12 protein-coding genes are annotated in these 14,701 nt (G+C 72.1%); 10 read left to right on the top strand and 2 right to left on the bottom strand.

Annotated features, from left to right (window positions below):
* The first annotated feature begins 51 nt into the window (after positions 1 to 51).
* The 4 genes from LZG04_RS26310 to LZG04_RS26295 all read left to right on the top strand — a co-directional run bounded on the left by LZG04_RS26310 (position 52) and on the right by LZG04_RS26295 (position 4,551).
* Entirely contained in the window at positions 52 to 909 is an 858-nt protein-coding gene (locus LZG04_RS26310; protein WP_233821818.1) for a geranyl diphosphate 2-C-methyltransferase, read from the top strand.
* A 350-nt stretch (positions 910 to 1,259) separates the two neighbouring features.
* Positions 1,260 to 2,387 (top strand): family 2 encapsulin nanocompartment cargo protein terpene cyclase, encoded by a 1,128-nt coding sequence (locus LZG04_RS26305; RefSeq protein WP_233821816.1) that lies wholly within the window; start codon positions 1,260 to 1,262, stop codon positions 2,385 to 2,387.
* A 132-nt stretch (positions 2,388 to 2,519) separates the two neighbouring features.
* Positions 2,520 to 3,041: an EF-hand domain-containing protein gene (locus tag LZG04_RS26300; RefSeq protein WP_233821544.1), complete on the top strand. Its 522-nt coding sequence runs from the start codon at positions 2,520 to 2,522 to the stop codon at positions 3,039 to 3,041.
* Positions 3,042 to 3,300: 259 nt separating this feature from the next.
* Positions 3,301 to 4,551 carry an APC family permease gene (locus tag LZG04_RS26295; RefSeq protein ID WP_233821542.1) on the top strand — a complete coding sequence of 417 codons (1,251 nt, stop codon included), beginning with the start codon at positions 3,301 to 3,303 and terminating at the stop codon, positions 4,549 to 4,551.
* Positions 4,552 to 4,560: 9 nt separating this feature from the next.
* Here LZG04_RS26295 and LZG04_RS26290 read toward each other — a convergent pair whose 3' ends face one another.
* Positions 4,561 to 5,541: a zinc-dependent alcohol dehydrogenase family protein gene (locus LZG04_RS26290; protein WP_233821540.1), complete on the bottom strand. Its 981-nt coding sequence runs from the start codon at positions 5,539 to 5,541 to the stop codon at positions 4,561 to 4,563.
* Positions 5,542 to 5,620: 79 nt separating this feature from the next.
* Between LZG04_RS26290 and LZG04_RS26285 the strand changes: the two genes are divergently transcribed.
* Both LZG04_RS26285 and LZG04_RS26280 read left to right on the top strand, forming a co-directional pair.
* Positions 5,621 to 5,980, top strand: coding sequence for a helix-turn-helix domain-containing protein (locus LZG04_RS26285; protein WP_233821538.1), 360 nt, complete (start codon positions 5,621 to 5,623; stop codon positions 5,978 to 5,980).
* Positions 5,981 to 6,090: 110 nt separating this feature from the next.
* Positions 6,091 to 6,678, top strand: coding sequence for a TetR/AcrR family transcriptional regulator (locus tag LZG04_RS26280; protein WP_233821535.1), 588 nt, complete (start codon positions 6,091 to 6,093; stop codon positions 6,676 to 6,678).
* A gap of 73 nt (positions 6,679 to 6,751) precedes the next feature.
* Here LZG04_RS26280 and LZG04_RS26275 read toward each other — a convergent pair whose 3' ends face one another.
* On the bottom strand, positions 6,752 to 7,255 hold the full coding sequence (locus LZG04_RS26275; protein ID WP_233821534.1) for a GNAT family N-acetyltransferase: 504 nt from the start codon (positions 7,253 to 7,255) through the stop codon (positions 6,752 to 6,754).
* Positions 7,256 to 7,932: 677 nt separating this feature from the next.
* On the opposite strand from LZG04_RS26275, the gene LZG04_RS26270 reads away from it, so the two are divergent.
* Genes LZG04_RS26270 through narI form a run of 4 tightly spaced genes read left to right on the top strand, consistent with a single transcriptional unit; the run spans position 7,933 to position 14,694 of the window.
* Complete coding sequence (locus LZG04_RS26270; protein WP_374202890.1) at positions 7,933 to 11,562, top strand: nitrate reductase subunit alpha; 3,630 nt, start codon at positions 7,933 to 7,935, stop codon at positions 11,560 to 11,562.
* Positions 11,562 to 13,301: a nitrate reductase subunit beta gene (gene narH, locus LZG04_RS26265; RefSeq protein WP_233821529.1), complete on the top strand. Its 1,740-nt coding sequence runs from the start codon at positions 11,562 to 11,564 to the stop codon at positions 13,299 to 13,301. The genes LZG04_RS26270 and narH overlap by 1 nt, the downstream gene beginning before the upstream one ends.
* Positions 13,298 to 13,972, top strand: coding sequence for a nitrate reductase molybdenum cofactor assembly chaperone (gene narJ / locus LZG04_RS26260; protein WP_233821527.1), 675 nt, complete (start codon positions 13,298 to 13,300; stop codon positions 13,970 to 13,972). Before narH ends, narJ begins: the two co-directional genes overlap by 4 nt.
* A complete protein-coding gene (gene narI, locus LZG04_RS26255; RefSeq protein ID WP_233821525.1) occupies positions 13,969 to 14,694 on the top strand; it encodes a respiratory nitrate reductase subunit gamma in 726 nt (241 codons plus the stop codon). Before narJ ends, narI begins: the two co-directional genes overlap by 4 nt.
* The last annotated feature ends 7 nt before the right edge of the window (positions 14,695 to 14,701 follow it).

Raw genomic sequence — 14,701 nt, 5'->3', positions numbered from 1 at the left:
CGGCGCGACGCACCGCCGCCCGGGCGAACACCCCGAAGGAGAACCGCACGCATGAGCACCACCACGGCGTCCCCCGTCCTGCGCACCGACTACCAGCGGTCCATCGCGGAGTACTGGAACAACGAGCAGGACCCGGTGAACATCAAGCTGGGTGAGGTCGACGGCATCTACCACCACCACTACGGGCTGGGGCCGTACGACGAGTCGGTGCTGTCCGGTCCCGAGGAGACCCGCGACGAGCGCGTGATCGCCGAGCTGCACCGGTTGGAGAGCGCGCAGGCCGACGTGCTGCTGGACCACCTCGGCCCGATCCGGCCGCAGGACCGGCTGCTGGACGGCGGTTCCGGCCGCGGCGGCACCAGCCTGATGGCGCACCAGCGGTTCGGTTGCCGGGTGGACGGCGTGACGATCTCGCACAAGCAGGTCGAGTTCGCCAACGCCCAGGCCGAGCGGTGGGGCGTGGCGGACAAGGTGCGGTTCCACTTCAAGAACATGCTCGACACCGGCTTCGAGGCCGGCGACTTCGCGGCCGTGTGGACCAACGAGACGACGATGTACGTCGACCTGTTCGAGCTGTTCGGCGAGTTCTCCCGCCTCCTGCGCCACGGCGGTCGGTACGTGTGCATCACCGGGTGCTACAACGACGTGACGGGCGGGCGGTCCAAGGCCGTGAGCCAGATCGACGAGCGCTACACGTGCAGCGTCCACGCGCGCAGCGAGTACTTCAAGGCGCTCACCGCCAACAACCTCGTGCCGATCGAGGTGGTCGACCTGACGTCGCGGACGATCCCGTACTGGGAGCTGCGGGAGCGGTCGTCGGTGGCGACGGGGGTGGAGAAGTCGTTCCTGACCGCCTACCGGGAGGGCAGCTTCCACTACCTGCTGATCGTCGCGGACCGGGTGCGATGACCGCCGGGACGACCCCGGGCCCGCTCGGCCGGATCCCGCGCGGTCCGGGCGTGGCGGCGGGCCTGCTCTCGACCGACCGGGCACCGGGCACCCCGCCGGCACCAACCCCACCGGCACCAACCCCGCACGAACCGGGCCCGTCCGGAACAACGACCTCCGCGCCGGGCACGACCGGGTCGGGCACCTCTGGCCCGGGCACGTCCGCGCTCCGCACATCGCCGCACGGCACCGCCGGGCTCGGCACAACCGCGCCGGACACGATCGGATCGGGCACCTCTGGCCCGGGCACGTCCGCGCTCCGCACATCGCCGCACGGCACCGCCGGGCTCGGCACAACCGCGCCGGACACGATCGGATCGGGCACCTCTGGCCTGGGCACGTCCGGGTTCGGCACGTCCGCGGTGCGGCTCGCGGCACGGTTCGCGGCCGCGCTCGGGGAGGTTGCCGACCAGGCCGCGGGTCCGGCTCCCACGCCCACGGCGAGCCCCGGCTACGTCGAACGGGAGTGGGGTGACGGGACGGCGTCGCCCGTCTACGTGCCCGTGGTGGAGCGGGTCGACGACGCGCTGGCCGACGAGGTCGACGACCGGTTGGTCCGCTGGGGTGAGAGGTGCGGCTTCCAGGGCGAGGAGCTCGACCAGCTCCGCAAGGCCGGGTTCGGGCGGCTGGCGATGCTGACCCACACCGACACCGACGACCCGGACCAACTGCTGATCGCGGCCCGGCTCAACGCCGCGTGGTGGGCGGCCGACGACCTCTACGCCGACAACACCGACATGGGCGCCACGCCCGCCGAGCTCCCGCCGCGCCTGGCGTTGGCGATGGCGGCGATGGACCCGGTCGCGCCGACGGGCGAGTTCGACGAGCCGCTGGAGGAGGCGTTGCGGGCCGAGCCGGTGCTCAGGGCGCTGCGGTCGGCCGTCGAGCACCTGGAACGCGCCGGCACCCCCGCCCAGGTCCAGCGCATCTGCTACTCCACGTTCACCATGTTCGTCAGCTGGACCACGTACGCGGCGTGGCGGCACTCCGGCGAGTACCCGCCCGCCTGGAAGTACCTCGCCACCCGGCAGCACGACACCTTCGCCACCTCCATGACGCTCGTGGACCCCGTCGGCGGCTACGAGGTGCCGGCCAACCTCTACTACGACCCGCGGGTGCGGCGCGCCCTCACCCAGGCCGGTACCGCGTCCGTCCTGGTCAACGACCTGCTGTCGGTGGCGAAGGACGCGGCGGACGCCAAGCCCGTCTGCAACATGGTGCTGCAGATCGCCGCGGACCGGGGCTGCTCGATCGAGGAAGCGACCGAGGCCACGGTCGCCCTGCACAACAAGTTCGTCCACGACTTCGAGGAGCTGCACGCGAGCCTGAGCGCCGTGCCGTCACCGGAGCTCCAGCGGTTCCTGCGCGGCCTGCGCGCATGGATGGGCGGCGGTTTCGAGTGGCACAACACCAACCCGCGCTACCGGACCAAGTTCTGACGCCACCCGCACCGGGTGGCCGACCCCCGCACGGTGGAGTCACCGAACGTCACCTCAACTTCACTCGTGCGTGCCCGTTTTTGCCCTGACCGGCCAATTGATCTTTCGCCGTTCCCCCGCGAGGTTGGCAGTGTGGCGAGCGACTTGCAGCAGAAGAAGGTCTCCGTCGTGTTCACCGCGATGGACGCCAACGGCGACGGTTACCTGGAGCGCGCGGATTTCGAGGCGCTGGCCGACCGGTGGGTGAGCCTGCGGGGAGGGGCCGGGGCCGAGCGGTTGCGCGAGCTGGTGATCGACTGGTGGGAGGCGTTGCACGCGGCGTCGGACCAGGACCCGGACGGCAAGGTCACCCTGGACGAGATGCTGGCCGCGGTCGGCAACCTGGGGACGATGCTGGACCTGGTGGTGGCGACCGCCGAGTCGATGTTCGAGGCGGTGGACGAGGACGGCGACGGTGAGATCTCGGCGGCGGAGTACGGCCGGATGATCCACGCCTGGACCGGGGACGACGCGCCGACCGACGCCGTGTTCGCCCGGCTCGACCTCAACGGTGACGGGCACATCTCCAAGGGCGAGTTCGCCCGGCACTGGGTGGAGTTCTGGGCGGGCGACGACGCGGACGCGCCCGGCACGCACGTCTTCGGCGAGGTCTAGCGGGAGGTCCTCCGTCCCGGCTCGGCCCGTGGTGGCGGTGAGCCGGGCGGCCAGGTGCGCGCGGACGGCCGCGGCGGTGCGGTCGGCTTCGGGCGGGGTGGTCGCCGCGGGCGCGTCGAGAAGTCCGTGGGGCGGTGTCGAGGCGGATCAGCCGGTCGCCGGGTCGGGGCACCGGTCGCCTCGGCTCGGCGTTCGCCCGTCGCGGCCCTCGGGCTACCGTCTGGCGAGGCCGCACACCAGCACGTCCCCGGAGGACGCCGTGACACCCCCTCGACTGGCCCGCCGGCTGGGCACCGGCAGCGCGGTGACCATCGGACTGGGCTCCATGATCGGCGCGGGGGTCTTCGCCGCCTTCGCCCCGGCCGCCCGTGCCGCCGGGGCGGGCCTGCTCGTCGGCCTGGCGATCGCCGCCGTCGTCGCCTACTGCAACGCCACCTCCTCCGCCCGGCTGGCGGCCCGGTACCCCGCCTCCGGCGGCACGTACGTCTACGGCCGCGAACGGCTCGGGCCGTTCTGGGGTTACCTCGCCGGCTGGGGCTTCGTCGTCGGCAAGACCGCGTCCTGCGCGGCGATGGCGCTCACCGTGGCCGCCTACGCCCTGCCCGACGCCGGCCAACCCGCACGTGCCGCCGTGGCGGTGGCCGCCGTGCTCGCGCTGACCGCCCTGAACTACTTCGGCGTGCAGAAGTCCGTCGTGGCCACGAGGGTGGTCGTGGCCGTCGTGCTGGTCGTGCTGGCGCTGGTGGTGACCGCCGCGGCCGTCGGCGGCGACACCGGCAACCTGACCTGGACGCCGGGGACGACCAGCGCGTTCGGCGTCCTGCAGTCGGCCGGTCTGCTGTTCTTCGCGTTCGCCGGTTACGCCCGCATCGCCACCCTCGGCGAGGAGGTCCGCGAGCCGGCCCGCACCATCCCCCGCGCCATCCCCATCGCGCTGGGCATCACCCTCGTGGTCTACGCGGCCGTCGCGGTCGCCGTCCTGGCCGCCCTCGGCCCGGTCGCGACGGCCGCGGCGCCCGACCCCCTCGCCGCCGCTGCCGCCGGGTGGCCGTGGCTGGTACCCGTGGTCCGCGTCGGGGCCGCGCTGGCCGCGCTCGGCTCGCTGCTGGCGCTCGTCCTCGGCGTCTCCCGCACCACCCTGGCCATGGCCCGCGACGGCCACCTGCCCCGCACCCTGGCCGCGATCCACCCCCGCCACCAGGTGCCCCACCACGCCGAGATCGCCGTCGGCGTCACCGTCGCGACCCTCGCCGCCCTGGTGGACCTGCGCGGGGCCATCGGCTTCTCCTCCTTCGCCGTGCTCGTCTACTACGCGATCGCCAACGCCTCGGCCTGGACGCTGCGCCGCGACGAAGGCCGCCCGCCCCGGGTCGTGCCCGCCGTCGGGCTGGTCGGCTGCCTGGTGCTGGCCGTCACCCTGCCCGTGGCCTCGGTGGTCGTCGGCTCGGCGGTCCTGGCCGCGGGCGCGCTGCTCTGGCTGGTGCGACACCCCCGACCGGAACGGCCGTGACCCAGCGGGCTAGACCCTCACGACGACCTTGCCCGCCGACGGCCCGCGATCGGAGTAGCGGTGCGCCTCGACCACGTCGTCCAGGCCGAACACCCGGTCGACGGCGGGCCGCAGCGCGCCGGTGCGGACGCCGGCGGACAGGAAGGCCGCGACCCGCCCGGTGATCGCCGGCTCGACCATGTCCGCGAAGGCCATGTAGCGGTGGATGGTCAGCGACGGGTTCGCCGGGAACGACGCGGGCCGCGGGTCCTGCCACCCCACCGTGACCAGGTCGCCGCCGAGTTTCGCGGCCAGGGACAGCTCGGCCAGCCCCGGGCCCATGACGGCGTCCAGCACGACGTCCGCGCCCGCACCGCCGGTGTGCCGCCGGGTGGACTCGGCCACGTCCTCGTGATCGGTGGCGATCACCGCGGCGGCACCGGCGGCGAGCAGCTCGTCCCGTTTCGCGGTCTGCCGGGTCACCGCGAGGGGGACCGCGCCGAGCTGGTTGGCGACCTGGATCGCCGCGCGGCCGACACCACCCGACGCCGCCGTGATCAGGACGTGGTCGCCGGGCCGCATCCCCGCCTTCTCGACGAGCGCGGCGTACGCGGTGAAGTAGGCCACCCACAGCGCCGCCGCGCCGACGACGTCCAGCCCGGCGGGCCGCGCCACCACGCGGCTCGCCGGCACGGTGGTGTACTCGGCGTACGCGCCCCGGGTCTCGAAATCGGGCAGGGCGCTGAGGATCACGGGATCGCCCACGGCCAGCCCGGTGACGCCGGGACCGAGCGCGTCGACGACGCCCGTGCCCTCGATGCCCAGCCGGGCGTGCGGCAGCCGCACGGGCCGCGGCGACTGGCCGGCGCGGACCATCCGGTCGAGCGGGTTGACGGCGAACGCCTCGATCCGGACGCGCACCTCGCCCGCCGCGGGTTCGGACCCGGGCTCCTCGACCACGTGCAGCACTTCCGGACCACCGGTCTCGTCGAACACCACGACGCGTGGCATGGATGACTCCTTTTCGTGCCAGGGGATTCGGGGAGAACGCTACGGAGCCGATTGGAACCCGCTGGTAACTTTCGGCTTCGTGCACAACTCCTCCGGACAGGTCTTCCTCGCCGACTGCCCCACCCGGTTGGCGGTCGAGGTCATCGCGGACAAGTGGGCGGTGATCGTGCTGTTCGCGCTCAGCCTCCAACCGCGGCGACCCGGTGACCTGGCCGAGCTGATCGGCGGGATCTCGCGGAAGGTCCTCACCCAGACGCTGCGCCGGCTCCAGGGGTACGGCCTGGTCGAACGGCACGCGTACGCCGAAGCGCCCCCGCGCGTCGAGTACGCCCTGACCGAGCTCGGGCGCACCCTGATCGAGCCGATCGAGGTGCTCACGGACTGGGCCCGCGACCACGGCGAGGCGATCGCCGACTTCCAGGAGAAGAACCAGCCGTGAGCCGGGTGTGCACGGAGTGGACGCGCCGTGCGGGGTTCGGGCGCCGGCCCCGCCGGTGGGGTCGCCCGGTAACCTGGGCCGAGCGGCGCACCAGCCGGTTGGAGGCACTCGTGACGGCCTACCTGGCCCGACGGCCCAAGCGCGCGGACGGGCGGCGCAACTACGACCGCATCCTGGAAGCCGCGCGGGAGGCGTTCGACGCCCGCGGCACGGACGCCGCACTGGAGGACATCGCCCGGGCGGCGGGCGTGGCCATCGGCACCCTCTACGGCCACTTCCCCACCCGCGAAACCCTGATCGAGGCGTCGGTGCGCGACGGCCTGGACGCGCTGCGGGCCAGTGCCGAGCACCTGATCGAGGCCGCCGCGGACGACCCGGTCGGCGCGCTGACCACGTGGATCCACCAGACCGTGGCGCATTGCAGCACCTTCCGCGGCCTGGTCGGGTTCCTCGCGGCCAGCACCTACGACGAGGGCACGCCGCTGCACCACTCGTGCGCCGAGATGCACGCCGCGGGCGGCGCGCTGCTGGCCCGCGCCCAGGAGGCGGGCCTGGTGCGACCGGACCTCACCGGTGAGGAGCTGTTCACCGCCATCACGTCCGCCGCGTGGGCGCGGGAGAACTCACCGCCGGGCCACGACCACAGCGCCCGGCTGATCGAGCTGCTGATCGACGGGTTCCGGTCGCCGACGCGCTGAACGGGCCACCAGGACCGCTGGGAAGCGGGTGCACGCGCCGCCCCTCCGGTTCGCCGACCGCTGACCCCGGCGTTCAGCCCGAATCGTCGAGCTCGCGGGTGAAGGCGACCCGGTCCAGGCCGGGGCCGTCGTAGTCGGGCAGCACCGGCGAGGTGGTGAAGCCGAGCCGGTCGTGGAAGGCGCGCGAGGCGGTGTTGCCGGGGCTGGTGACGCACTCGACCCGCCGCGCGCCGAGTTCGCTGGCCCGACCGAAGAACCACTCGTACAGCGAGCGGGCCACCCCCTGCCCGTGCAGGGCCGGGTCCACCCCGACGAAGTGGAGGTACGCGGTCGCCTGGTCGGTCTGCGAGAGGAACCCGACCAGGAACGCCGCCAAGCTGCCGTCGGGCCGCTCGACCAGGGAGCTGGTGTCGGTGAAGTGCTGGAAGTACAGGCGCGGCAGGAGCAGCGCCCGTTCCCGCGCGCCGTCCGCGCCCTTGAAACCACCCCACCACGGCTCCAGCACGGCCAGCACCCGCGCGTGGTCCGCTTCGGTGGGTCGACGCGAGGACAAGCCCGTGGCAGCCGCGTGAGTCACGCCCGCAGCCTCTCCCGCCACGCCCGCGCGGAGCAAGCGCGGTGAGGCCGGCCACGACGAAGTGATCGCGTGGCATCCGTTGTGGTGGACGAAGTCCGACCGAAGCGCGCTGCCGTCACTCGGTGCGATCGCGTGCACCCGGCCGCTACGGTGCCGATGAGGCCGGCAGGAGCACTCCCGACGGAGGTGGCGGACCGCTTGACCACATCTGGACCGGAATCACCACCGCCCGTCCGTTGTGGGCGAATTCGGCGGTCAGACATTTCCGATACCCCTCGCCAGGCGCCGACGACTACACGCTTCCACGGCCGGAAGATGTGACTCGGATGTTAAAGATGGGTGTGAACCCGCCGACCGACACCCGCCACCGATGGCGGGATCGAGCCGCACAACGACCCGTCAGCGCAGGTGAGAGACCATTGACCGAGCCAGGCCCGGACACCGGCAAGAGGGCTCGGGTAAACGTCGTGTTACGTCCGACGCACCACCCCCGGTGCGATAACGTGCGGATTCCAGTCCTTTCTTGTAGGCACCCCTTCGGCCCCCTAAGGTGACTCGACAGGGGACATTGGCGACGGCTGTCGAATTCGCGATTCACTATTACCTCGGAGGTGATCGCCGTGTCGAATTCATCCGCCGGCAGCGTTCGTCCGGACGGTGCGGAGCGTGATTCCGAGATCGGCGACTCGCTGCTGCGACTGGCCAGGCACTTCCAGCGGGGCGAGACCTCCGCGGACGGGCGGACGCTGCACCAGATCGGCGGCCGCGGCGCGGACGTGTTCTACCGGGACCGCTGGGCCTACGACAAGGTGGTGCGGTCCACCCACGGGGTCAACTGCACCGGCTCGTGCTCGTGGAAGGTCTACGTCAAGGACGGCGTGATCACCTGGGAGTCGCAGCAGACCGACTACCCGTCGATCGGGCCGGACAAGCCGGAGTACGAGCCCCGCGGGTGCCCGCGCGGCGCGTCCTTCTCCTGGTACACCTACTCCCCCGCACGCGTGCGCTACCCGTACGTGCGCGGCGTGCTGCTGGAGCTGTACCGCGAGGCCAAGGAGCGGCTCAAGGACCCGGTGCTCGCCTGGGCCGACGTCGTCGAGGACCCCGAGAAGGCGCGCCGGTACAAGGCCGCCCGCGGCATGGGCGGCTTCGTGCGCGCCGAGTGGTGGGAGGCGGCCGAGATGGTCGCCGCCGCGCACGTGCACACGATCAAGCGCTACGGCCCGGACCGGGTCGCGGGCTTCTCGCCGATCCCGGCGATGTCGATGGTCAGCCACGCGGCCGGGGCGCGGTTCGTCTCGCTGGTCGGCGGCTCCATGCTGAGCTTCTACGACTGGTACGCCGACCTGCCCGTGGCGAGCCCGCAGGTGTTCGGCGACCAGACCGACGTGCCGGAGTCGGCGGACTGGTTCGACGCCGGGTACCTGATCATGTGGGGCTCGAACGTCCCGGTCACCCGCACCCCCGACGCCCACTACATGACCGAGGCCCGTTACCGGGGCCAGAAGGTCGTCGTGGTGTCGCCGGACTACGCCGACAACACCAAGTTCGCCGACGAGTGGCTGCCCGCCCGGCCCGGCACCGACGCCGCGCTCGCCATGGCGATGGGGCACGTGATCCTGCGGGAGTTCTTCGTCGACCGGACCACCCCGTACTTCACCGACTACGTCAAGCGCTACACCGACCTGCCGTTCCTGGTCACGCTGACCGAGACCGAGGACGGTCACGTGCCCGGCAAGTTCCTCACCGCCGCCGACCTCGGCGACACCGGCGAGGGCGCGGAGTCCAAGACGGTGCTGCTCGACGCCGACGGCGAGCCGGTGGTCCCGCCCGGCTCGCTCGGGCACCGGTTCACCGACTCCGGGCAGGGCAGCTGGAACCTCGACCTGGGCGAGGTCGACCCGCTGCTGTCGGTGCTGGGCGGCGACCCGGTCACGGTCGCGCTGCCGCGGTTCGACACCGCCGAGCCGGGCGTGCTGCGCCGGGGCGTGCCGACGCGGGTCGTCGCGGGCCGGCGGGTGACCACGGTGTTCGACCTGCTGCTCGCCCAGTACGGCGTGCGGCGCGACGAGCTGCCCGGCGAGTGGCCGACCGGCTACGACGACGCCACCCAGCCGTACACGCCCGCCTGGCAGGAGGAGATCACGGGGGTGCCCGCCGCGGCGGCCGAGCGGATCGGCCGGGAGTTCGCCGACAACGCCGAGCGCTCCAAGGGCCGGTCCATGATCCTCATGGGCGCGGGCACCAACCACTGGTTCCACTCCGACCAGATCTACCGCTCGTTCCTGGCGCTGACCATGCTCACCGGCTGCCAGGGCGTGAACGGCGGCGGCTGGGCGCACTACGTGGGCCAGGAGAAGTGCCGCCCGATCACCGGCTGGTCCACGCTGGCGTTCGGGGCGGACTGGCAGCGCCCGCCGCGGCAGATGCAGGGCACGATCTTCTGGTACCTGGCCACCGACCAGTGGCGCTACGACCCGTTCACCGCGGACGTGATGTCCTCCCCGCTGGGCGCGGGGCGCTTCGCCGGCCGCACCGCGGCCGACAACATCGCGCTGGCGTCCCGGCTGGGGTGGATGCCGAGCTACCCGACGTTCAACCGCAACCCGCTCGACCTGGTCGACGAGGCCGAACGGCTGGGCAAGCCCGTCGCGGACCACGTGGTGGACGGGCTCAAGTCCGGGGACCTGCGGTTCGCCTGCGAGGACCCCGACGCCCCGGAGAACTTCCCGCGCGTGCTCACCGTGTGGCGGGCGAACCTGCTGGGCTCGTCGGCCAAGGGCAACGAGTACTTCCTCAAGCACCTGCTCGGCACGGACACCAACCTGCGCGCGCGGGACTCCGACGGGGTGCGGCCGCAGGAGGTGACCTGGCACGACGAGGCGCCCGTCGGCAAGCTCGACCTGCTGCTGTCGCTGGACTTCCGGATGACCTCCACGACGCTGTTCTCCGACGTCGTGCTGCCCGCGGCGACCTGGTACGAGAAGCACGACCTGTCCTCCACCGACATGCACCCCTACGTGCACGCGTTCTCGCCCGCGATCTCGCCACCGTGGGAGACCAAGACCGACTTCGAGGCGTTCCACCGCATCGCCCGCGGCTTCTCCTGGCTGGCCGAGAAGCACCTGGGCAAGCGCAAGGACGTCGTGGCGGTGGCGCTCACCCACGACACGGCCGACGCCACCGCGCAGCCGGGCGGACGGGTGCTGGACTGGAAGGCCGGGGAGTGCGAGCCGATCCCCGGCAAGACGATGCCGCGGCTGGTGGTCGTGGAGCGCGACTACCCGGCGATCGCCGAGAAGATGGCCGCGCTGGGACCGCTGGTCGAGCAGGTGGGGCTGACCACCAAGGGCGTCACCGTCCACCCGGACGAGGAGGTCGAGCACCTCAAGGGCGCCAACGGCACGGTCGCGTCCGGCGTCGCGGCCGGTCGCCCGTCGCTGGCCAAGGACACCCACGTCGCCGAGGCGATCCTGGCGCTGTCCGGCACGACCAACGGTCGGCTGGCGACCGAGGGCTTCCGCGCCCTGGAGCGCCGGACCGGCACGCCCCTGGCGGACCTGGCCGCGGAGAGCGAGGGCAAGCGGATCACGTTCCCGGACACGCAGGCGCGGCCGGTGCCGGTGATCACCTCGCCGGAGTGGTCGGGCAGCGAGACCGGCGGCAGGCGGTACTCCCCGTTCACCATCAACACCGAGCGGCTGAAGCCGTGGCACACGCTCACCGGCCGGCAGCACTTCTTCCTCGACCACGACTGGATGTTCGAGCTGGGCGAGCAGCTCCCGGTGTTCCGGCCGCCCCTGGACATGACCGCGCTGTTCGACGAACCCGCGGTGGGCTCGCTGGACGGCGGCGTGACCGTGCGGTACCTGACGCCGCACTCGAAGTGGTCGATCCACTCGGCGTACCAGGACAACCTGCACATGCTCACGCTCTCGCGCGGCGGGCAGGCGATCTGGATGTCGGACCGCGACGCGGAGAAGATCGGGGTCGCGGACAACGACTGGATCGAGGCGGTCAACCGCAACGGGATCGTGGTGGCACGCGCGATCGTGTCCCACCGGATGCCCGAGGGCACGGTGTTCATGTACCACGCGCAGGACAAGGCCGTCGGCGTGCCGCGCACCGAGGCGACCGGCAAGCGCGGCGGCATCCACAACGCGCTGACCCGGCTGATGATCAAGCCGTCGCACCTCATCGGCGGCTACGCCCAGCAGTCGTTCGCGCTCAACTACCACGGTCCCACGGGCAACCAGCGCGACGAGGTCACGACCATTCGCCGCCGCAGCCAGGAGGTGCAGTACTGATGCGCGTGATGGCACAGCTCGCCATGGTGATGAACCTGGACAAGTGCATCGGCTGCCACACGTGCAGCGTCACCTGCAAGCAGGCGTGGACCAACCGCGGCGGTGTCGAGTACGCGTGGTTCAACAACGTCGAGACCCGCCCGGGCCAGGGCTACCCGCGCCAGTACCAGGACCAGGACAAGTGGAAGGGCGGCTGGGCGCTGAACAAGCGCGGCAAGCTGACCCTGCGCACCGGCTCGCGGCTGCGGCGGATGCTGAACATCTTCGCCAACCCCGACCTGCCCTCGGTGGCGGACTACTACGAGCCGTGGACCTACGACTACCAGAACCTGCTGTCCGCCCCGCCCTCGGACACCACGCCCACGGCCCGGCCGAAGTCGTCGATCACCGGCGAGGACACCAAGGTGACCTGGGGCGCCAACTGGGACGACGACCTGGGCGGCGGTCCGGCGCAGATCGGCCGGGACCCGGTGCTGGGCAAGCTCTCCGAGCAGGTCAAGCTCGAGTTCGAGCAGACGTTCATGTTCTACCTGCCCCGCATCTGCGAGCACTGCCTCAACCCCTCCTGCGCGGCCTCCTGCCCGTCCGGCGCGATCTACAAGCGGGCCGAGGACGGCATCGTGCTGGTCGACCAGGACAAGTGCCGCGGCTGGCGGCAGTGCGTCACGGGCTGCCCGTACAAGAAGATCTACTTCAACCACAAGACGGGCAAGGCGGAGAAGTGCACGTTCTGCTACCCGCGGGTCGAGGTGGGCATCCCCACGGTGTGCTCGGAGACGTGCGTCGGCAGGCTGCGCTACATCGGCGTGCTGCTCTACGACGCCGACAAGGTCGGTGAAGCGGCGTCGGTGCGGGACGAGAAGGACCTCTACCCCGCGCAGCTCGGCGTCTTCCTCAACCCGCACGACCCGCGCGTGGTCGCCGAGGCCGAGCGGGCGGGCATCTCCGCCGAGTGGATCGAGGCGGCGCAGAACTCGCCGGTGTACCGGCTGATCGTCGACTACCAGTTGGCGCTGCCGCTGCACCCGGAGTACCGCACCATGCCGATGGTCTGGTACGTGCCGCCGCTGTCGCCCGTGGTCGACGTGCTGTCGCAGACCGGGCACGACGGCGAGGCGGTGGGCAACCTGTTCGGCGCGATCGACGCGTTGCGCATCCCGGTGGAGTACCTGGCCGAGCTGTTCACCGCCGGTGACGTGGGCCCGGTGCGGGCCTCGTTGCAGCGGCTGGCCGCGATGCGGGCGCACATGCGCAAGGTCAACCTCGGCGAGGAGGTGGACGACTCGATCGCCGCGTCGGTGCGGCTCGCGCCCGGCGAGATCGAGTCGATGTACCGCCTGCTGGCCATCGCCAAGTACGAGGACCGGTACGTGATCCCGGACGGCGCGAGCTCCGACGCGCACCGGCTGGAGGCCCTGACCACCGGGTGCAGCCTGGACGGCGACGGCGGGCCCGGCATGACCGCGTTCGACGTGATGGCGGAGAAGTTCCGGCTGACGGACACCAACGGCGCGGCACCGCCCGACAAGGCCAAGCGCGTCAACCTGCTCGACTGGGACGGGGTCAGCACGAAGGGCCTGTTCCCGACGACGGGCAACGGGTCGTCCACCGGCAACGGCTCCTCGGGCAACGGGTCGACCGGCAACGGCTCCTCCGGCAACCAGCCCGCCGGCAACGGCTCCTCCGGCCACCGGCCCGCCGGTGCGGGTGCCGCGCCCGAACCCGGGGCCATCGCATGAGCCTGCTGCGCAAGCGGGACAAGAAGGTCGCGGAGGCGTCGGACCGGGACAGCCGGCTGGTGTGGCGCATCGCCGCGCTCCTGATCGACTACCCGAACGAGGCGATGACCGCGATGCTGCCCGACCTGCGGGCGGCGGCCGTGTCGCTGCCCGAGCCCGCCGGGCCCGCGCTGGTGGCGTTCATCGACCACGCGCGGTCCACGTCGGGCAGCGCGCTCGCGCAGCACTACGTCGAGACCTTCGACCTGCGCAGGCGCAACTGCCTGCACCTGTCGTACTACGCCTACGGCGACACCCGCAAGCGAGGCATGGCGTTGCTGCGGTTCAAGCACGCCTACCGCGCGGCCGGCGTCGAGCTGGGCGAGCACGAGCTGCCCGACCACCTCGCGGTGGTGCTGGAGTTCGCCGCGACCGCCGACCCGGCCTCGGGCCGGCGGCTGCTGGTGGAGCACCGGCCGGTGCTGGAGATGATCCGGTTGTCGCTGGCCGACGGCGGGTCGCCGTACCTGGCCGTGCTGGACGCGGTGTGCGCCACGTTGCCCGAGATCAGCGACGCGGACCGGCGCAAGATCGCCACGCTGGCGGCGGAGGGCCCGCCCGAGGAAGACGTGGGGTTGGAGCCGTTCGCGGTCGACCCCGCCCTGCACGCCGAGTCGGGAGGACGACGATGAGCACGCTGCTGTGGCTGGCCCTGCCCTACATCGCGCTGACCTCGTTCGTGGTCGGGCACGTCTGGCGCTACCGGCACGACCAGTTCGGCTGGACGACCCGGTCCTCGCAGATGCACGAGAGCAGGCTGCTGCGCCTGGGCAGCCCGCTGTTCCACTTCGGGCTGCTGGCCGTGATCGGCGGCCACGTGCTGGGCCTGCTGGTGCCCAAGAGCTGGACGGAGTTCGTCGGGGTCGGCGAGGGCGCCTACCACCTGGTGTCGGTGACGGCCGGGACGCTGGCGGGCGTGGCCACCGCGGCGGGCGTGGCGATCCTGCTGTACCGCAGGTTCACCGTGCCCACGGTGCGCCAGGCCACCACGCCGGGCGACAAGGTCATGTACGCGCTCCTGGCGGCCGCGATCGTCACCGGCATGGTCAACACCGTGGGCGAGAACCTGATCGGCGGCGGCTACGACTACCGGTCGTCGGTGTCGGTGTGGTTCCGCGGCCTGTTCACGTTCTCCGCGCGGCCGGAGCTGATGGCGGGCGCGCCGCTGAGCTTCCAGGTGCACAACGTGGTCGTGCTCGTGCTGCTGGGCATCTGGCCGTACACCCGCCTGGTGCACGTGTTCAGCGCACCGCTCGGCTACCTGGTCCGGCCGTACGTCGTGTACCGCAGCCGTGATCCGCGACGCCCCGACGCCAACCGCTACGCCCGCGCGTGGGGAGATCAGCACCAGTAGCATCGAT

Origin of the sequence: Saccharothrix sp. S26, from assembly GCF_021390395.1 — a bacterium.
Classification (GTDB): domain Bacteria; phylum Actinomycetota; class Actinomycetes; order Mycobacteriales; family Pseudonocardiaceae; genus Actinosynnema.
Note: the sequence above shows the minus strand (reverse complement) of the source record. Positions and strands in the feature narration are given on the sequence as shown.